The 16,432-nt window shown below is 60.6% G+C and carries 20 protein-coding genes; 12 read left to right on the top strand and 8 right to left on the bottom strand.

What is annotated here, in order from left to right; genetic code table 11:
• Nucleotides 1–34 precede the first annotated feature (34 nt).
• The 6 genes from Q5701_RS18990 (at nucleotide 35) to Q5701_RS18965 (ending at nucleotide 4,592) form a co-directional block, all read left to right on the top strand.
• Entirely contained in the window at nucleotides 35–406 is a 372-nt protein-coding gene (locus Q5701_RS18990) for a hypothetical protein (protein ID WP_306752524.1), read from the top strand.
• 574 nt (nucleotides 407–980) lie between these two features.
• Nucleotides 981–1,412, top strand: a complete 432-nt coding sequence (locus tag Q5701_RS18985; RefSeq protein WP_306752523.1) for an alpha/beta fold hydrolase — start codon at nucleotides 981–983, stop codon at nucleotides 1,410–1,412.
• A 40-nt stretch (nucleotides 1,413–1,452) separates the two neighbouring features.
• Complete coding sequence (locus tag Q5701_RS18980; protein WP_306752522.1) at nucleotides 1,453–2,016, top strand: alpha/beta fold hydrolase; 564 nt, start codon at nucleotides 1,453–1,455, stop codon at nucleotides 2,014–2,016.
• Nucleotides 2,017–2,272: 256 nt separating this feature from the next.
• Complete coding sequence (locus Q5701_RS18975; protein WP_306752521.1) at nucleotides 2,273–2,452, top strand: type II toxin-antitoxin system CcdA family antitoxin; 180 nt, start codon at nucleotides 2,273–2,275, stop codon at nucleotides 2,450–2,452.
• The gene (locus tag Q5701_RS18970; RefSeq protein ID WP_306752520.1) at nucleotides 2,452–2,751 is read left to right on the top strand and encodes a CcdB family protein; all 300 of its coding nucleotides are present in this window, start codon (nucleotides 2,452–2,454) and stop codon (nucleotides 2,749–2,751) included. The genes Q5701_RS18975 and Q5701_RS18970 overlap by 1 nt, the downstream gene beginning before the upstream one ends.
• Before the next feature lie 254 nt (nucleotides 2,752–3,005).
• Nucleotides 3,006–4,592 (top strand): FAD/NAD(P)-binding protein, encoded by a 1,587-nt coding sequence (locus Q5701_RS18965; protein ID WP_306752519.1) that lies wholly within the window; start codon nucleotides 3,006–3,008, stop codon nucleotides 4,590–4,592.
• Between the two features lie 124 nt (nucleotides 4,593–4,716).
• Here Q5701_RS18965 and Q5701_RS18960 read toward each other — a convergent pair whose 3' ends face one another.
• A complete protein-coding gene (locus Q5701_RS18960; RefSeq protein WP_306755443.1) occupies nucleotides 4,717–5,121 on the bottom strand; it encodes a BLUF domain-containing protein in 405 nt (134 codons plus the stop codon).
• A 107-nt stretch (nucleotides 5,122–5,228) separates the two neighbouring features.
• On the opposite strand from Q5701_RS18960, the gene Q5701_RS18955 reads away from it, so the two are divergent.
• Both Q5701_RS18955 and Q5701_RS18950 read left to right on the top strand, forming a co-directional pair.
• The gene (locus tag Q5701_RS18955; RefSeq protein ID WP_306752518.1) at nucleotides 5,229–5,639 is read left to right on the top strand and encodes a response regulator; all 411 of its coding nucleotides are present in this window, start codon (nucleotides 5,229–5,231) and stop codon (nucleotides 5,637–5,639) included.
• Nucleotides 5,640–5,650: 11 nt separating this feature from the next.
• On the top strand, nucleotides 5,651–6,496 hold the full coding sequence (locus tag Q5701_RS18950) for a VOC family protein (protein ID WP_306752517.1): 846 nt from the start codon (nucleotides 5,651–5,653) through the stop codon (nucleotides 6,494–6,496).
• Nucleotides 6,497–7,031: 535 nt separating this feature from the next.
• Here the strand turns inward: Q5701_RS18950 and Q5701_RS18945 are convergent.
• The gene (locus Q5701_RS18945) at nucleotides 7,032–8,072 is read right to left on the bottom strand and encodes a hypothetical protein (protein ID WP_306752516.1); all 1,041 of its coding nucleotides are present in this window, start codon (nucleotides 8,070–8,072) and stop codon (nucleotides 7,032–7,034) included.
• A gap of 123 nt (nucleotides 8,073–8,195) precedes the next feature.
• Between Q5701_RS18945 and Q5701_RS18940 the strand changes: the two genes are divergently transcribed.
• Nucleotides 8,196–8,387 (top strand): hypothetical protein, encoded by a 192-nt coding sequence (locus tag Q5701_RS18940; RefSeq protein WP_306752515.1) that lies wholly within the window; start codon nucleotides 8,196–8,198, stop codon nucleotides 8,385–8,387.
• Between the two features lie 85 nt (nucleotides 8,388–8,472).
• Nucleotides 8,473–9,165, top strand: a complete 693-nt coding sequence (locus Q5701_RS18935; protein ID WP_306752514.1) for a type 1 glutamine amidotransferase domain-containing protein — start codon at nucleotides 8,473–8,475, stop codon at nucleotides 9,163–9,165.
• Nucleotides 9,166–9,223: 58 nt separating this feature from the next.
• Here Q5701_RS18935 and Q5701_RS18930 read toward each other — a convergent pair whose 3' ends face one another.
• The 4 genes from Q5701_RS18930 to Q5701_RS18915 form a co-directional block, all read right to left on the bottom strand.
• Entirely contained in the window at nucleotides 9,224–9,493 is a 270-nt protein-coding gene (locus Q5701_RS18930; protein WP_306752513.1) for a DUF2171 domain-containing protein, read from the bottom strand.
• A gap of 789 nt (nucleotides 9,494–10,282) precedes the next feature.
• Nucleotides 10,283–11,521 (bottom strand): NAD(P)/FAD-dependent oxidoreductase, encoded by a 1,239-nt coding sequence (locus tag Q5701_RS18925; RefSeq protein ID WP_306752512.1) that lies wholly within the window; start codon nucleotides 11,519–11,521, stop codon nucleotides 10,283–10,285.
• A gap of 92 nt (nucleotides 11,522–11,613) precedes the next feature.
• Nucleotides 11,614–12,681 (bottom strand): polyamine ABC transporter substrate-binding protein, encoded by a 1,068-nt coding sequence (locus Q5701_RS18920; RefSeq protein WP_306752511.1) that lies wholly within the window; start codon nucleotides 12,679–12,681, stop codon nucleotides 11,614–11,616.
• 55 nt (nucleotides 12,682–12,736) lie between these two features.
• On the bottom strand, nucleotides 12,737–13,000 hold the full coding sequence (locus Q5701_RS18915; protein WP_306752509.1) for a hypothetical protein: 264 nt from the start codon (nucleotides 12,998–13,000) through the stop codon (nucleotides 12,737–12,739).
• A 548-nt stretch (nucleotides 13,001–13,548) separates the two neighbouring features.
• Here Q5701_RS18915 and Q5701_RS18910 point away from each other — a divergent pair.
• Nucleotides 13,549–13,797, top strand: a complete 249-nt coding sequence (locus Q5701_RS18910) for a hypothetical protein (RefSeq protein WP_306752508.1) — start codon at nucleotides 13,549–13,551, stop codon at nucleotides 13,795–13,797.
• A gap of 39 nt (nucleotides 13,798–13,836) precedes the next feature.
• On the opposite strand, the gene Q5701_RS18905 is transcribed toward Q5701_RS18910, so the two are convergent.
• Entirely contained in the window at nucleotides 13,837–14,223 is a 387-nt protein-coding gene (locus tag Q5701_RS18905) for a response regulator (RefSeq protein WP_306752506.1), read from the bottom strand.
• Nucleotides 14,224–14,231: 8 nt separating this feature from the next.
• Entirely contained in the window at nucleotides 14,232–15,230 is a 999-nt protein-coding gene (locus Q5701_RS18900; protein WP_306752505.1) for a sensor histidine kinase, read from the bottom strand.
• Between the two features lie 157 nt (nucleotides 15,231–15,387).
• On the opposite strand from Q5701_RS18900, the gene Q5701_RS18895 reads away from it, so the two are divergent.
• Nucleotides 15,388–16,389 carry a sensor histidine kinase gene (locus tag Q5701_RS18895; protein WP_306752504.1) on the top strand — a complete coding sequence of 334 codons (1,002 nt, stop codon included), beginning with the start codon at nucleotides 15,388–15,390 and terminating at the stop codon, nucleotides 16,387–16,389.
• The last annotated feature ends 43 nt before the right edge of the window (nucleotides 16,390–16,432 follow it).

The raw sequence follows: 16,432 nt of genomic DNA, 5'->3' as shown, positions 1-16,432 counted from the left end.
TGTCGAACTTCGGATGCAAGCGAATACGTGACCCGTGAACCTCAAGGGTATCGCCATCAATGACGGATGCTATGCCTTGTATGACCTGGGCTTCAGCCTCGACTGCGACAGCCGGCATATGACCAGCCAGGAACAAGGCAATGGCAAGAGCAAAGGACTTCATGAAATCTCGTTCAAAGAATATTTGAAATGCATTTTGGCGATCTCTGAATGGAAATCATCAGGAAGCCAGAAACGACATCGCTTGGAAAAGGGACAAAACCTCGACCAGAAGAAGAACTTTCCAGCCGAGCGGGGCGAACTCGTAAACCATGACACAAAAGCCGCTCGGCCGATGGGTGTGTTATGCCAGAAGCTGACGTCCGCGCCAACTTGGCTAAATATACAATCCTTAGTTGATTTTTGATTTTCTTTGCACGTCTACGCCTGTTGAGCCTTGCGCGGAGAAGGAATGGGAGATCGGCGTTCGAGCCTGCCCCGTCAAGCATTGCTCAGGTCCGGCTGGAAAACCGGATAGATACGGCATATCTTTTCCGCCTTAGTAACCGGAGCATTCAGGATGCGGACCAGGGTGGTGGACAAGCATCTACCGATACTGACGGCGGACCTCTACCCTAATGGCGAGATTGGATGGCTCTGGCTCACCGAGCCAGGAAGGCGGCCGCGACCTGTCAAAGACATGGCGGCCTGCCTCCAGAGATTGGACACATTTATCCTCTTCGGAGCGTCCAAGCCCAAGATTAACGCCTGGCTGATCCATCAGATCAAATCAACCCTTGGCTGCTGATCCGCGGATATGGGGTGTTATGACGCCGGATGAGGGTGTGCGGGGGGGCACGCCGGGGTTATGCGGTTTAGAGGGGCGCAGCCGTATCTGGCGCTGCGCCTCCGCAAGCTGCTGGGAAAGACTGCTGTTCAGTTGTGCGACTCGGCGCAAAGGAGCAAATTAGGGCACCCACTGATCATCCGAGGAGGATGCGATGGGACGCTCATTTTACCTGGCTTCGTGTCTGTCACTGGCGCTTCCCCTGAGCGCAGTTGCCCAAGAACCGACCGTAAAGCAGACCGAGGCTGCTGGCGCCAGCTTTCCCGTAGTCGATGTCGGTAAGGGCGAGCCAATCTTGTTTGTGCATGGCGCTTTTTCTGATCACCGTGCATGGGAGCCGGTCCGAGATACCGTGGCCGAGGGGCATCGGTTCATTGCCTATACCCAGAGGGAGTTTGGAACCACGGACTGGCCGGATGAGCCGGCCTATGGCCAAGACGTCCATGAGAGCGACCTGGTAGCGCTGCTCGATACCTGGGGCGAGCCGATGCATCTGGTCGGCTGGTCCTATAGCGGGCCGATCGTCTTGCAGGCGGCACTCGACCGGCCTGACCTGGTCCGCAGCGTAGCGATCTACGGTCCATGAGAGCGACCTGGTAGCGCTGCTCGATACCTGGGGCGAGCCGATGCATCTGGTCGGCTGGTCCTATAGCGGGCCGATCGTCTTGCAGGCGGCACTCGACCGGCCTGACCTGGTCCGCAGCGTAGCGATCTACGAGCCGACGCTCGAGACCGTCCTGCAGGACAAGCCTGAATACCAGCAGGTCATGGCTGATTGGAACGCGGGCTGGGGTCCGATTGTCGAGGCGTCTCAGGGGGGCGACGACGAGAAGGCCATCCGGTTGAGGCTTGAGGCAGTGTTAGGTCTGCCCGAGGGTGGCTTCGAGGCATTGCCCGAGGGGGCTCGGACGATGTTCCTGGAAAACGCTCATACTATCCCGAAGATGTTTGCTGCGCCGCCCGCGATGCCGATGACCTGCGGGGATCTGGGAGGGATCGAGGCGCCAGTGCTGATCCTTTATGGCACTGACACGCTGCCGTTCTTCGAGGCGGCTGCCAAGGAGGTCGCGGGCTGCCTGCCGAACGCAACATTGGAGGAGAGGCCGGGGGAAGGACACGGGGCACCGCTTCAGAACAGCCACGCTGTCATCTCCAAGATCCTGGCATTCATCGACGCACAGGCGCGTTGAAGGGGCCACTACGCCATTCAGAGCGCCATGCCTGCCTGTGAGCGCCCGTGCCAAGCCCACCAATCCCCCCCGGCTGCACTGCGGAATGGGTCTTATGGGCACGCCCGGGTTGTGAGGGTGGAGGCACCGCTTGACCCTGTCGGGCCGCTTGCCTGCCAAGGTGGTGCGCATATATCATGCGCATAGCACGAGGTGAGTCATGCAAGTTCAATCAGCGCCTAGAAAGCCCACGAACCTGACACTGGACTCATCGCTTTTGAGCGAAGCGCAGTCCTTCGGCGTGAACCTGTCCCAGGCCGCAGAGGCCGGGTTGCGCCGTGCTGTGGCCGAAGCCAAGGCAGAGGCATGGCAGCGCGAGAACGCCAAAGCGCTTGCCAGTTCGAACGCCTGGACTGACGCGCACGGCCTGCCGCTCGATCGGTATCGCCAGTTCTGATGGCCCGCTTCGACGTTTATGCCCGCCCCGGCGGTGCGGGCTATGTGCTGGATGTCCAGGCCGATGTTCTGAGCGGGCTGAACACGCGCCTTGTCGTGCCGCTTCTGCCGCTGGCTGATGCCCCGGAGCCTGCAAAACGGCTCAACCCCGTGTTCGAGATCGGGTCCGAGCCACACGTGATGGTCACCCAGTTCCTGGCGGCGGTCCCACGCGCCCTGCTGCGCAGCCCTGTTTCCAATCTGGCCGATCAGGACAGCGAGATCATGGCAGCACTGGACATGGTGCTGATTGGCTTCTGAAGCCCAACCGACAGAAAAGACCGTTGTCTGAACAACTCGGACCGCCCCGATCGGCCGGCTTCGGTCTAATGCTTTGTCGAAGCCTCCCATGCTGTTGTGAGTGCGAGCATCCACAGGAGGCTGCTGCGCAGAAATCCATGAATACGTCAGTGGCTCTTGCCTGAACCTGGTAAGGCAAGACCTGCTCGATGAACTCGACTTCCAGGAACCGGATCATTCGGGTGGCGTTCAAGCGAGCGCTCTGGAGGATGAAGATGATGATGACTGTGGCCGTTGTCGGCACGGGCCCCACGGGCATCTACTCCCTTCAGCAGCTTTTGGCGACCGGACGGCGTCTTGCGGTCACGCTGTTCGAGAAGGGCGAGAAGGCTGGCATCGGCATGCCCTATTCCCCTGACCATGCGAGCAAGTCCATGCTGGCCAATATCGCCAGCATCGAGATCCCACCGGTGATCGAGCCCTATCTTGACTGGCTGCAGGCCCAACCCAAGGCGCGCCTGGTTTCCTTCGGGCTAGACCCTGAGGATCTCGACGACCGGCAGTTCACCCCCCGGCTCCTTTTGGGGGAGTATTACCGCGACCAGCTCCTGACGCTTGTGGAAAGGGCGAGGGATGCAGGTCACCATATCGACATCCAGGAAAGCACCGAAGTGCTCGACATCGTGCCGCATCAGGATGTGCTTCAGGTGAAGACGGCCAAGGGGTGGCACGGCCCCTTCGAACGCGTGATCCTTGCCACGGGACATGATTTTCCCGACGAAGACGAAGCCACCCGTAGCTATTACCCCAGCCCCTGGTCAGGACTGATCGATGCACAGATCCCGGCGGTGCCGGTGGGCATCATGGGCACCTCGCTCAGTTCGATTGACGCCGCCATGGCGGTGGCGAACCAGCATGGCCGCTTCCGCCGCAAGGGCGACGACCTCTGCTTCGACATCGCGCCCGATACCGATCTGCACATCACCCTCATGTCACGCTCGGGCATTCTGCCGGAAGCTGACTTCTATTGCCCGATCCCCTACCAGCCCCTGACGGTCCTGACCGACGAAGCCGTGGCCCGCTGCGCAACGGAGGCTTGCCCGCTTGATGCGGTCTTCGATCTGGTCCGGGCCGAAATCCTGCAGGCCGATCCTGCCTTCGCGCTGCGCATCGGTCTTGCTGGACTGGACGCCGACAGCTTCGCGCCCGCCTATTTCGCGGCAAGAGAGGCCGCCGATCCCTTCCGCTGGGCACGCAAGAACCTGGTGGAGGTAGAGCGGAACAAGGCGGACAAGGTCACTGTTCCCTGGCGGTATGCCCTGCTGCGGATGCACGAGAAGGTCGAAGCCCTTGTCTCGGAGCTGCCCGAGACTGATCGGGAGCGGTTCGATGGGGGCCTCAAGAAGGTATTCGTCGACAACTATGCCGCCGTTCCATCTGAATCCATCCGCCGTCTCCTCGCTCTCCGGGACGCCGGGATCCTGTCGGTCTTGGCGCTTGGTGAGGATTACGACCTTGAACGTGAGCCATCGCAGACCACGATCAAGACCGACAAGGGGCAGTATGTCTTCCCGGTCTTCATTGATGCCCGTGGACAGAAGGCGCTGACCAGCAAGGACATGCCTTTCCAGAGCCTGCGCGAGGCCCTACTGCAGGCCGGTCAGGACGTGCCGGAGGTAGCCGAGGACTATAGCCTGATCGGCGTCCCAGGTTATACGGGGCGGCTGACGCTGGCCTCCATCCCCTACCTGATGCATGACCGGCCCTTCGTGCAGGGGATCACGGCCTGCCATGACATTGCCGCAGCTATCGCAGCGGGCGCGGCAACAGGCAGACGACGGCGGCTGGCCGCGGTAGCATGAACGCCGTTCGCGGATCCTCAAAGATGAGAAATTCGATGCGCTGTGCCAACAGGCTGATGAACTTCCCTCGGGCTTGCCAAGGCTCCCGCTCGCACCCAGCTTGGTCCAGGCCGCAGCCTACATCTTACCTCTGCCGTTCAGCACATTCCTTCATGAATGCCAGAATGTCGGAAGCCCGGGGCGGGTGAAGGGGTGCATCGTGATCGGCCGCCCAGTCGAAGAGGGAGGTCGTCTTCGAGGTGCCATAACCCATCGACCATGTCGGAAAGCTGCGGGTTTCCGTCTGCTGCCGGTCCAGGACCTCGACATCACCGTGCCTGTTGTCTGACCTGATCCTGTCGAAGGCTTTCAGGACTTCAGCTTCTGGGCCCTCCAGCCACTGATAATAGATGTCGCTTTCGCGATGCAGGAAGCCGGTCAACCCGGCTACGGCATTCTTGCGCCGCGATGTGGCTAGGATGTCTCGCTCGGCAGAGCCCCCTTTCGGCGTAAGCGCTTCACTCCGATAGAGGATTGTCAAGTATTGCATCCGCATGACGTCACCGGGGCCGGGATGCGTGTCAAGTAACATGTGAATGACCGGAACTCACGCCCGGCTGCAGCCCTTTTGTCTGTGACTGAAAAGGACAAGACGAAATGGACCGGCACAGCCCCTATGCCCTTGTGGCAGACGATAACGCGCTCATCCGGATGGACGCCTGCGAGATCCTGAAGGAGGCGGGGTTTCGCTGCTACGAGGCCGCGACGGGTGAGCAGGCTGTGGAACTTCTCGACACGTTCGGCCAGAACGTGCAATTGCTCTTCACGGACGTGAGCATGCCCCCGGGCAAGATGACCGGGTTCGACCTGGCGCGACGATGCGCGCAGGACTGGCCGCATATCGGGATCCTGGTGGCTTCGGGGGGCACGACGCCCGGCCCTGGAGACATGCCAGACGGCGCGGCGTTCCTCAGCAAGCCTTTCACTCCTGATGTGGTTCGCGAGCACCTCTTGAAGATCTTGCCTGAAGGACGGCGGCCGGAACCGCTTGAAAAGGGTGCGGACTGAAGGAGCACGCGATGCGTCATATCGATCATGTCGTGGTTGCTGTCCGGGATCTGGACGGGGCCGCCGATCTTTACGCCCGCCTTGGCTTTCAGGTCGGGCCGCGCAACCGCCACCCCTGGGGGACCGAGAACCGGATCATCCAGTTCCGGCAGTCATTCATCGAGCTGATCACGGTGCCCGAGGATGCGGACATCCCGCTGCACGCACCGGGCCACTTCAGCTTCGGCGCGTTCGTGCGCGATTACCTGCAGCGGCGTGAAGGACTGGCGATGCTGGTGCTGAGCAGCGCCGATGCCATAGCCGACGCCGCGTGCTTTGCGCAGGACGGGATTGGGGATTTCGCCCCTTTCCGGTTCGAGCGGACCGGCAGGCGCCCCGACGGCAGCGCCACGCATGTCGCTTTCAGCCTGGCCTTTGCCATGGACAGCCAGGCACCCGACCTTGGCTTCTTCACATGCCAGCAGCATTTCCCCGAGGCCTTCTGGAACGAGGCCCTGCAGCGCCATCCGAACGGCGCCACCGCCATCACGGGCGTCACGATAGCCGCGGCGCATCCCGCAGATCATGCGGGCTTTCTGTCGGCTTTCACCGGATCGCCGGTGGCAGATCCGACGCACGTCCCTTTGTCCGGGGGCGCGATCACCGTGGACCAAGGCATGGCCCCAGTCTTCGTGGGCTTCACCGTCCAGGTGCCGGACCTGGAGCACCTGGCCCGACGACTTCGAGCCTCCGGCATCGCGCTTGTCGAGCAGGCAGGAGAAATAGCTGTTGAAGCTGATGTTCTTCCTGGCGTCAGACTATCCTTTGCCTGTCAGCCAACCTTCGCAGACGTGACCTCGACAAACGGTGCAGTCTGACCCTTTCACGCGGCGTCAATTCTCAGCCACCCGATGATACACCCGCACTGGATCACCCCAATCACCTCACATGTGATCACCCCCATGGCCGAGGCTGAAAAGGAAAGCCCGGCGCTAGGACGCCGGGCATCAAAGGAGGGAGAGATGAAATTGTGACCGCATCCGCCGGCCACTGGGCTTCGGGATGTTGAACGCATGGACGTGGTCAAGGTTCCGCTGGAGCCCGGAGCCGCTATGTCCGCCCGCAGGCTTGCTGCTGTTCGGCCGGCCTTCAGGGGCATAAAGTCCCTCATCAGGGTCTGGGCCTCTTGCCCGCCGTGGCCGCGACAGGACCCCTCATGGCAAAGACGTCCTGCGACTCGCACGATAACGCCTCTTCCTTCTCCAAGCACAGAAGCACCACTTCAGGAGCTGCAAACCCATAACACGCCTAAGTTGTAAAAAGCCTGTTGTTATTACCCCTGCAGTGTTGCTAGCCTTCATCTTGACCATGGCAAGAAACGAAGACCCGCTCTGCCAGGCGGGTCTTTCTTGTTCACAGAATGGCCCGTGCCACGCGGATCATCTGAAGAAGCTCGTAGTTGCTATCGTTCAGCCGCACGACTTGCCCGTTCACAACGGCATAGTTCTCATCATGGCCCAATTGCGGCAGACGGTAGACACTGGCCAGTTCATCCTGAGTCAGGGCTGCCGTCGGGGCGATCGGCGTTCCTCCCGCAAGGTCCGCCACCTGTGCCATCTGGTTCACAAGAAGCAACGCGTCATAATCCTTCTCGTCGAGCAGAACAGGCATGCCGTCGATCAGAGCATAGCGATGGCCATCGGGTGCAGGATCAAGGTCAAAGAGCGTCGCAATCTGGTCCGATTGCAAAAGCAGAAGCTCAGGGTCGGGATCGACGTCGGGCTCGGACCTGAGCCATTCGTCCCGGCGCTCGACCCAGATCGTGTCATAGTCATCCTGATCATAGGACGCCCATTCGTCGTAGGTTACGCCCTTTTTTGCCAAGCCGGGCGGGACGCAAGGCGGATCCTTCTTTGCAAGGCCCGGCGGACAATTGCGATAGGCGATCAGCTCATCGTCAGGAATATCGGCGATAAGCAGCTGCGGTGTGACCACTGCAAGCGCTGTTGCGGCGAGAAGGCGTTTCATGTCTCGCCTGACAGGAGCCGGCGTCGAGATAAACCGGCCCAGAACCTCTTCACGCTCTGCTGCCGTAAATCCGCGGCGGCTGTTTCCATGTCCCCGCGATGCATGCTCGACGGCCTTGCTGTCCGACTTGAGCTTCGGCCCGCCAGCAGGGTCGGGCCTTCCGGCGCGACTGCCGGGATGATCCCTCCCCTTCCCTGCTCCGGGCTGTTCGTTGCGGCCATGGGCCCTGTCGGAACCGCGGTTGCCGTGGCCCTTCCCCATCGCCTTGCCGTTCCCTTTGCCGTTGTTGTCCTTGGCCAGCCAGAGCTGCTCCACGGACGTGCCTCCGAGGGGTGCGATAGCGCCCTCGGCATGGATCGGGCCAGCAGCGAGATGTGTCGATGTCAGAGCGAGCGCGACGGCGCTGCTGATAAGGAACGTGTTCATGTCAGACGCCTTTCGTTTGGAAAAAATCAACATGGCATTCCTGCGACGCGTTCCATTGGCTCCAGCGTCAACGAAGAGGGGGTGCCGGATTGTCATGGCAGTCTGTGGGAAGAAGCTGACCGAATGGCGGCGGAGCATTTCGAAATGGTCCTAACCGAACTCGGCTATGACCAGCATCCCGCCGCGAGGATCCTGGCGCCGCCTGCTAAGGCGCCCAAGACTGCCAAGGGCAGCACTGTCGCGACCACCAGGAGCAGGAACTGCACGGGGCGCAAGGCGTTCCTGACACGGGTCAGCGAAGGACCTTTCGAATGAAGCGGAGCCGATACATGCAATCGTTGCAAGGCTACGACGTCGAAGGGATGGTCTTCGAAAAGGTAATGAAGAGAAAGAGCGTATTATGAAGATCCTCATGGTTCTCACCTCCCATGATCAACTGGGAAATACCGGCAAGAAGACCGGCTTCTGGCTGGAGGAGCTTGCTGCGCCCTACTACGTCTTCAAGGATGCGGGTGCCGAGATCGTGCTGGCATCTCCAAAGGGCGGCCAGCCGCCGCTGGACCCCAAGAGCAGCGAGCCTGACTCCAGGACCGACGCAACCAACCGCTTCGAGGCCGACGCCGAGGCCCAGGCGAAGCTGGCTTCGACTGAAAAGCTGTCGTCCATCAACCCGGATGACTTCGATGGCATTTTCTATCCGGGCGGTCACGGTCCGCTCTGGGATCTTGCCGAGGATCCTGCCTCAATCTCGCTGATCGAGACGTTCATCGGCGCTGACAAACCCGTTGCCCTGGTTTGCCACGCACCCGGCGTTCTGCGGCACGTGAAGGGGCAAGATGGCAAGCCTCTTATTGAAGGCAAGGAGGTCACGGGCTTTACCAACACCGAAGAGGAGGCCGTGGGTCTCACCCGGATCGTTCCCTTCCTTGTGGAGGATGAACTGGCCGCAAAAGGCGGACGCTTCACGCGGGCAGACGACTGGGCCTCTTATGTGGTTCAGGATGGTCTTCTGATCACCGGTCAGAACCCAGGCTCCTCCGAGGAAACGGCGCAGCGGCTTCTGTCCGCTCTGAAGAACTCGCAGGCCAGCTAGTCAGACTGTAGTGGGCAAGGGATGCGCGGTCTTCGCGCACCCCTTCCAGATACCGGCCTCAGCCCGAGTGGTTGACGGGCGATCCGTCCTGTTCTTGGAATAGTTGACGCGCGTTCGCGGCATCGGCCGACAGCCAGACCTTGCCACCGTCGCAGGATGCCACCGCCGACAACTGGACATAGTGGTGGTGCTGATCCTTCTGGCCGTGTTCGTCGTCCTTGCGCGTCATCTTGATGCGGTCGCCCTCGACGTGATCGACCTTGCCGACGTGAACGCCGTCCGCGCCGACGATTTCCATGTGCTCCTTGATCTCGCTTGCATTGACCATGTCGGCCCCCTTTTTTTAGGTAACACCGTTCCAACGCGTCACCGCCCGATCCGATCCTTCGGATTGCGGCTCATCTTGGTCAGGAAGCGCCGAGCGGCAGAACTCGGAAAACACACAACACAAAGGCCGCTCGGCTGATGGGGGTGTTATGCTGGAAGGTGACGCGCCCGGCAACTTGTCCAAATGGACAACTCAAGGTTGTTAATGGCTGAGATTGTCCCGCTATGGTTAATGAACCGGCGCCGGTGCCGTTCAGGTGCATGGGACGAAAATCTTTTTTAAGTTGTACGTTACTGAATTTAATGGCAATTTCGGAACATTTTACGCCTTGGAACGTTCTTACAGTGTTCCTTGGTGGTTTTGTGCCGAGTGTGTCGTCCCGAGTGCCTTGTTTCAGCTTGCCCCGCCCCGCCCGGCGGGGCTTTTTGCTGCGCGGCCGCCAAGGGCCTGTTCAACCCTAAGCTGCACACCCACGGATATGGGGTGTGATGACACAAACCCGCCGCGGAATCATTGATCGCGCAGCAGTTGTCCTAACAATAGCCTGTTCGAACGCTCCTGACCGGCGCCAACATAGTCGTAGCCCTCTGCGCGGATCGTTTTTTTAATTCGGACAGCAAGCACTGTGTATTCTGCTGCATATCCTAATGAACTGGGCTCGGCAGCTTACGGAGAAGCCCAGAACCCGGACCACTTATCACGCCCGACCGCAATGGAAGTCGCATTGAACTATCCTCCACTTAGAGCGGACATTTGGGCTTAAGCATCTGTGTCTACAATGCACTTGGCTCACCTGCGGACGAACCGATCACAAAGAAAAGGCGTGATATCGGTCTTCAGGGGCTGTCCCGCTGCAAGGCTGGCAACAATCTCGCCGGTTATGCCGGCCAGTGTCAGGCCCACATGCTGATGCCCGAAGGCATAGATCACCCGCTTCGATCGGCGGGCAAAACCAAGAACCGGCAAGCCGTCTGGCAAGGTGGGGCGAAAGCCCAGCCAGGTGGTGGTGGGACCACTCAGGGCGGGCACTGCCGCGCGAGCCGAGGATCCGATATGGCTCAAGAGGCCCGCGCTGCGCCTTGGGGTGAAGCCCGCCAACTCTACCGTGCCGGCGGCGCGCAATTCCCCCATCATCGGCGTCATGTAGATGCCTCGTTCTGCCAGACCGCAGGGCCGGGACAACAGGCCTTCGCCAGTCTGAAAGGCGACGTGATAGCCTCGTTCCGTGTCCAGCGGGATGCTGTCGCCGCAGCTTGCTGCCAGGGCGCGGGACTTTGCCCCTGCAGCAAGGACGATCTGATCGAAGGAAAGCGCTGTTCCGGACCTGACGTGCAGGATCGCGCCCGCATTTTCGGCCTCAATCCTGCACGCTTCCTCGCGGATCAGGGGCACGCCATCTTGCGCGAGGCATTCGGCAAGTTGCAAAAGCAAGCGGTGCGGCGATCGAAAGCGCCAGCTTCCCCGGAACAGCACCCCTTGCGTGAAACGCGGCGCCAGTGCCGGCTCCATGGCAGAGATATCTGCCCGCGCCAGCAGATCGAACGCCACCCCGAGTTCCCGGCGAAACTCCAGCTCTGGCCGAGCGGCCTCGAACGCGGCTTGGGTTTCATAAAGATAAAGGCATTCCTGCCCGTCGATCAGGTCACGCCCCAGCCTGTCCAAGATGGGATCCCACCCGGACTGTGCCCTGAGGAGCAGCGTGGCCAAGGCCGCCGATGAGGCCCGCGAGCGGGCGGCGGCCGAATGGCGCAGGAACGATGCCAGCCAGGGCAGCATCCGCGGCACATAGGTCGGCCTGATGCGAAACGGGCTGTCACCCGACAGCAGGTAATGCGGGATATTGGGAAAAACCGATGGGTTGTTGACCGGAATGCAGGCATAGGGGGCGAATGTTCCCGCATTGCCGTAAGAAGCCCCGGATACCGCGCCCGTTTCATCGACAAGGGTGACCCGGTATCCCGCGCGTCGAAGATGGAAGGCGCAGGCAAGCCCGACCGCCCCTGCCCCGATCACACCGACATGCATCATGACAAGGATCGCACCACGTCAAGCATTGTCCACCATCATTCTTCCTCGGCAGAAATATAGGCGGCAGCAGATCGACTGCCGCCACCTCATTATCAGTTCGCCAGCCAGGTGTTGAACCGTTCGCTCAGCTCGGTGTCATAGTTCGCCCAGAACTCGACATCCGAGGTCAAGGCGTCCTCCAGGTATTCCGGGTAGGTCGGAAGATAGGTTGCCATCTTGGTCTTGTCGTCCTTGTAGACGCCTATCCCTTCGGAGCCCGATTTCCGCACCGGCCCATAGCTGATGTAACGCGTCAGATCGGCCTGCCGCTCGCTTTGAGTGGCCCACTTGATGTAGGTCCAGGCCGCATCCTTGTTGGGCGCGCCCTTCGGGATCACGTAAAGATTAAAGTCGAGGATCTGGTTGTCCCAGAGGATTTCGAAAGGCTTGTTCTCGTTGATGGCGGCATCAAAAAGCCGCCCGTTATATGCCGTAGTCATGACGACCTCGCCATCGGCCAGAAGCTGGACGGGCTGCGCCCCGGCTTCCCACCACACGGTGTCATTCTTGATGGTATCCAGCTTCGCGAAGGCCCGGTCGACCCCCTCGGGTGTTTCCAGAACCTTGTAGACATCTTCTGGTTCAACGCCATCGCCCATCAGCGCCAGTTCCAGCGAGAACTTCGCGCCTTTGCGCAGGCCCCTCTTGCCCGGAAATTTCTCCAGATCGAAGAAGTCGCTGGCCGACGTGACACCTTCCAGCTGATCAGAGCGGTATCCGATCACTGTGGAATAAACGAGGATACCCACGCCGCAGTCGTAAAGGCCGCCTTCGATGAAATCATCAGCCGCCTTTGTTCCGTCGCTGCCGTCAGGAAGTTCCTCGATGGGAAGCTGCTCCAGCAAACCCTCGTCGCAGAGCCGGACGAGATCCGAAGGCTCGACATCGGCGATGTCCACGGTCACGTTGCCGACTTCCACCTGCGCCTTGATGGGAACGGCGGGATTGTCGGCATCGAGCGAATTGATCTTGATGCCGGTCTTGGCCATGTAGGGCTTGTGATAGGCTTCCATCTGGGCGGCTGCGACGGCGCCTCCCCATGACAAGACGTTGATCTCCTCGGCCTGAGCGGCAAGGCCCGACGCTGCCAGTCCAACCGTGACTGCAAGGACAGTCCTCATTTTTCCCTCCTGTTGGTGATTGTTCTTGTTTTCTTGGCGTCCTTTGCGAAAGCGATCAGGCAATCAGCATGTGAACCGCCTGCCTGTCCAAGAGGAGGATATTTCTCTTTTTCTGTTTGTCGATGTAAAAGCCGAACTTCCTGACACCGCCCTTGTGCGCTAATTTATCGCCGTCGTTCTCAGGTCGAGACAGCGGCAAGATGACCGGGTTTGACCCGGCACGCCTTTGTGCCCAGGAATGGCCGGAGATCGCTATCTTGGTTGCCTCGACAGGCATGACGCCGGACCCAGACGATATGCCTGCGGATGCCGAATTCATCAGCAAGCCTTTCACCGCCTATGTTGTCCATGAGCATCTCCGGAAGATCCTTCCCCGAAGGACAATGGCCTGAGCCACTCGGGAACGGTGCCGGTTGAGCGTGATCCTGTGAATTCGATAGAAAAATATAAGCCCATGCTTTCATAGGACTGCCGAAAATGTCCTTTGGGACAAGTCGAGGATCCAGATGCGGCATTTTTCGTTGAAGAGGAGAACCTCATCCATCAAGGACTCCTCTCATGGTCAACTTCCTGATCTCGCTCGCCGTCATGTTTCTGGATGCCATCATCATGTTTGCACTGGCGGTAGCTGCGGTTCCCTGAGGGGGCATCGGCCACACAGTCTCTCAAGTCTGAGTAAAACGAAGTTCGTCAGTGACCTGCGCCCAAAACAAAACGAGGTTCGCTTCGCGCACTGGGCAATGGGTTTCGGCAAAGATCATCACCTTGCTTGTCCCGACGAGGCTTTCCTTCCTGGCACGGCGACGTGACGGTTAGCCTTTCCTTAAACCGCCGCACCTAGAATGCGGGCAGGAAAAGGAGGCCCCGATGAGTTACCGCGTCACGACCCATGAAGCTCTGCAGGTCAACCTGTCGGCTGCCGGAAGCACGCTGATCCTCTGCCGCGCAAACATCGGCCGCATCCCGATGACGGACGAAGACAAGGCAGACACACTGTGGCGGATCGAGCGGCAGATCGCGGAACTCGAGGCCATGCGCCTGGAACTGACCCGTCCTGCCACACACAAGCGCTGCCTTCCGACGATGAGGAAACCCTCCGTCCGGTCTGGGAACTGATCCTGATCTGCATTCTGCGATGCCTCCCGAAGCCTCTCTCTATGCAAGCGCCCGCTGCAACGCCGCGATCAGGCGGCCCTCGGAGACCGGCTTCTGGACATTCTCGGCTCCGGCTAGGGCCTCGCTGCCGTCGAAGGTGAAGATGTCATAAGCCGAGGAGAGCACAAAGGGGATCTCCAGGCTGCGCAGCCGCTGGGCCACCGGCACCACCGGACGGCCGCGCAGGTTGCCGTCAAGCACCGCGACATCGGGGCGGATGTCGTCAAGAAGACGCAGGGCACTGTCCACCGATCCCGCCGGTCCCACGACCTGGTAGCCGTTGTCCTCAAGCATCATCTGGATATCGAGGGCGATCATCATCTCGTCCTCGACAATCAACACCGAAGCGCGGCTGTCCAGAAGGCGCTGAGGGGACTTGTCAGACATCGGCGCCTTCAAGGACTGGACTGGGGAAATCTCAGATCAGCCACCAAACCGTCTTGCCGGTAGCTCAGTTCCGCTTGGCCCTTGAGATCATGCTGAATGGCAAACTGGATCAGCTGCGTTCCAAAGCCGCGAACTTCAGGCGGCAAGGCTTCCGGTCCGTTGCTTTCTCGCCAGCAAAGATGAACCTCGGGATGGCCGTTCTCGTCTTCGGCAAGGCTCCAAAAAAGGTCCAGGTGTCCGCCTGGAACGGACAGGGCGCCGTGCTTGAGTGCGTTCGTGGCCAGTTCATGCAGGATCATGCCCATGGACATGGCCTGCCTGGGCAGTAGGGCAATGGCCCCCTGCCCTTTCAGCGTGATGGCGTGTGTGTCCTCAAGATAAGGCTCCATCACCGCGCAAACCAGCTGTGCCAGGTCTGCTTCGGTCGCTTGGCTGGAGACAGCCAGTGAGCGGCCCAGGGCATCAAAGCGGCCGAGGAAGTCGTTGCGGTATTGTGCGGCGCTGCGTCCCTCCACCTCCGTGCGCCGGGCAATCGCCCGGGTCACCGCCATCAGGTTCTTGATCCGGTGACCCAGCTCCCCGATGAGGATGTCCTTCTCCTCCTCCGCCTGCCGCTTCTCGGTGGCGTCCACGATGGTCAGGAGCAGGATGCGTTGGCCATTGTCGGGATGGCTCAGCCGCTGGGCGCTCACCAGCATGGTGCGCGATCCCAGATGCGGAAACGCTGCCCGCACCTCGTAGTCCACGACTGAGGTGGCTTTCGGGATCACCTCTTCCAACAGAAAGGTCAGGTCGGGAATGTTCCACTGGCCATTGCCGAGATCGGCAAAGGTCGTTCCGATCGTTTCGTCGCGGTTGGTCGAGAACGTCCGATAAAAGGCCGGGCTGGCGCTCAGGACACGGAAGTCGTCATCCAGCACCACCAGCGGATCGCGCAGCGTGTTCACAATACTGACGGCCTGGACATGCGAGCCACGCAGCACGCGGTAGAGTTCGTCAAGATCCATAGCTGTCTCCGCTGCCCCGCCCCACGATTAGGAATAGTGGCTCAAGGCCGTATCGAATAGAAATATCTCGACGGTGACGCGCGCGGCAACATGCTCTTGCGTTCCTGCTCCAGATTGCGCTTCAACTGCGTTTGCACGCCGTCACCGGGATATCACCATGTCGCTTCTGGACGAGAACCTGCAGCAGCATTTCGCGGCGATCGTGGAGGGCTCCGATGATGCAATCGTCGCCAAGGATCTGGGCAGCATCATCCTGAGCTGGAACCCCGCCGCAGAGCGCATGTTCGGCTATCGGTCCGATGAGGTGCTGGGCCGGTCCATCACGCTGATCATCCCCGAGAACCGGCAGCATGAGGAGGTGGACTTCATCAGCCGGCTGCGCCGGGGCGAGCGCATCCAGCATTTCGAGACGGTGCGGCGCAAGAAGAACGGCGAGCTGTTCCCGATCTCGGTAACCATCTCGCCAATCCGAGACGGAAGGGGCCAGGTCGTCGGCGCCTCCAAGATCGCCCGAGACATCACCGCCCAGCAGCGTGCCATCGAGCAGCAGCGTCTGCTCTTGTCAGAGATGAAGCATCGGGTCGGCAACAGCTTCGCAATCGCCAGCGGCTTGCTGAACCTTTGTGCCCGGCAGACCTCCACGGTGGACGACCTCGTCGGCCAGATGCGGGGCCGCTTCCTGGCCTTGGCTGCTGTCCATTCCCTCACAGCGCCCGCTGCCTCTCTGGACGGCACCCCTGTCTCGGAGAAACGCCCCTTGCGCGGGCTGATTGAGGCGATCCTTGAGCCTTTTGGGGGATCGCTGCCGGTCAACCTGGCCGTCGAGGATGTCCTGGTCGGCCGGGCTGCGGTTACACCGCTGGCTCTGGTCTTCTACGAGCTTTGCACGAACGCGGTCAAATACGGCGCCCTGTCCCGGAAGACCGGGCGACTGGCCATCACCAGCGAGCGCCGGGAAGATCGCCTGATCATCCACTGGGAGGAGACCTTCGCACCGGTGCAAGCAGGGCCGTCCGTTCCCGGACAGGGCTTTGGCACGGTCATGTGTGAACTGGCCCTGCAGGATCAGCTGGACGGATCCCTCGCGCGGCACTTCACGACCAAGGGCATGCATGCCAGTATCGATCTCAGCTTCGCGCGCCTGACCGAGGATAGCTGAGGCAGCGACGTCTGGGGAGATTGGGCATTCAGCGACAAGGTGG

The sequence above is a fragment of the Paracoccus actinidiae genome, assembly GCF_030863885.1.
Lineage (GTDB): Bacteria > Pseudomonadota > Alphaproteobacteria > Rhodobacterales > Rhodobacteraceae > Paracoccus > Paracoccus everestensis.
Note: the sequence above shows the minus strand (reverse complement) of the source record. Positions and strands in the feature narration are given on the sequence as shown.

Coding starts and splice junctions, on each gene's coding strand:
- Q5701_RS18985 (WP_306752523.1), top strand. CDS start 981: ATGGGACGCTCATTTTACCTGGCTTCGTGTCTGTCACTGGCGCTTCCC.
- Q5701_RS18980 (WP_306752522.1), top strand. CDS start 1,453: ATGCATCTGGTCGGCTGGTCCTATAGCGGGCCGATCGTCTTGCAGGCG.
- Q5701_RS18970 (WP_306752520.1), top strand. CDS start 2,452: ATGGCCCGCTTCGACGTTTATGCCCGCCCCGGCGGTGCGGGCTATGTG.
- Q5701_RS18965 (WP_306752519.1), top strand. CDS start 3,006: ATGATGATGACTGTGGCCGTTGTCGGCACGGGCCCCACGGGCATCTAC.
- Q5701_RS18960 (WP_306755443.1), bottom strand. CDS start 5,121: ATGCAATACTTGACAATCCTCTATCGGAGTGAAGCGCTTACGCCGAAA.
- Q5701_RS18955 (WP_306752518.1), top strand. CDS start 5,229: ATGGACCGGCACAGCCCCTATGCCCTTGTGGCAGACGATAACGCGCTC.
- Q5701_RS18950 (WP_306752517.1), top strand. CDS start 5,651: ATGCGTCATATCGATCATGTCGTGGTTGCTGTCCGGGATCTGGACGGG.
- Q5701_RS18945 (WP_306752516.1), bottom strand. CDS start 8,072: ATGAACACGTTCCTTATCAGCAGCGCCGTCGCGCTCGCTCTGACATCG.
- Q5701_RS18940 (WP_306752515.1), top strand. CDS start 8,196: ATGGCGGCGGAGCATTTCGAAATGGTCCTAACCGAACTCGGCTATGAC.
- Q5701_RS18935 (WP_306752514.1), top strand. CDS start 8,473: ATGAAGATCCTCATGGTTCTCACCTCCCATGATCAACTGGGAAATACC.
- Q5701_RS18930 (WP_306752513.1), bottom strand. CDS start 9,493: ATGGTCAATGCAAGCGAGATCAAGGAGCACATGGAAATCGTCGGCGCG.
- Q5701_RS18925 (WP_306752512.1), bottom strand. CDS start 11,521: ATGATGCATGTCGGTGTGATCGGGGCAGGGGCGGTCGGGCTTGCCTGC.
- Q5701_RS18920 (WP_306752511.1), bottom strand. CDS start 12,681: ATGAGGACTGTCCTTGCAGTCACGGTTGGACTGGCAGCGTCGGGCCTT.
- Q5701_RS18915 (WP_306752509.1), bottom strand. CDS start 13,000: ATGAATTCGGCATCCGCAGGCATATCGTCTGGGTCCGGCGTCATGCCT.
- Q5701_RS18910 (WP_306752508.1), top strand. CDS start 13,549: ATGAGTTACCGCGTCACGACCCATGAAGCTCTGCAGGTCAACCTGTCG.
- Q5701_RS18905 (WP_306752506.1), bottom strand. CDS start 14,223: ATGTCTGACAAGTCCCCTCAGCGCCTTCTGGACAGCCGCGCTTCGGTG.
- Q5701_RS18900 (WP_306752505.1), bottom strand. CDS start 15,230: ATGGATCTTGACGAACTCTACCGCGTGCTGCGTGGCTCGCATGTCCAG.
- Q5701_RS18895 (WP_306752504.1), top strand. CDS start 15,388: ATGTCGCTTCTGGACGAGAACCTGCAGCAGCATTTCGCGGCGATCGTG.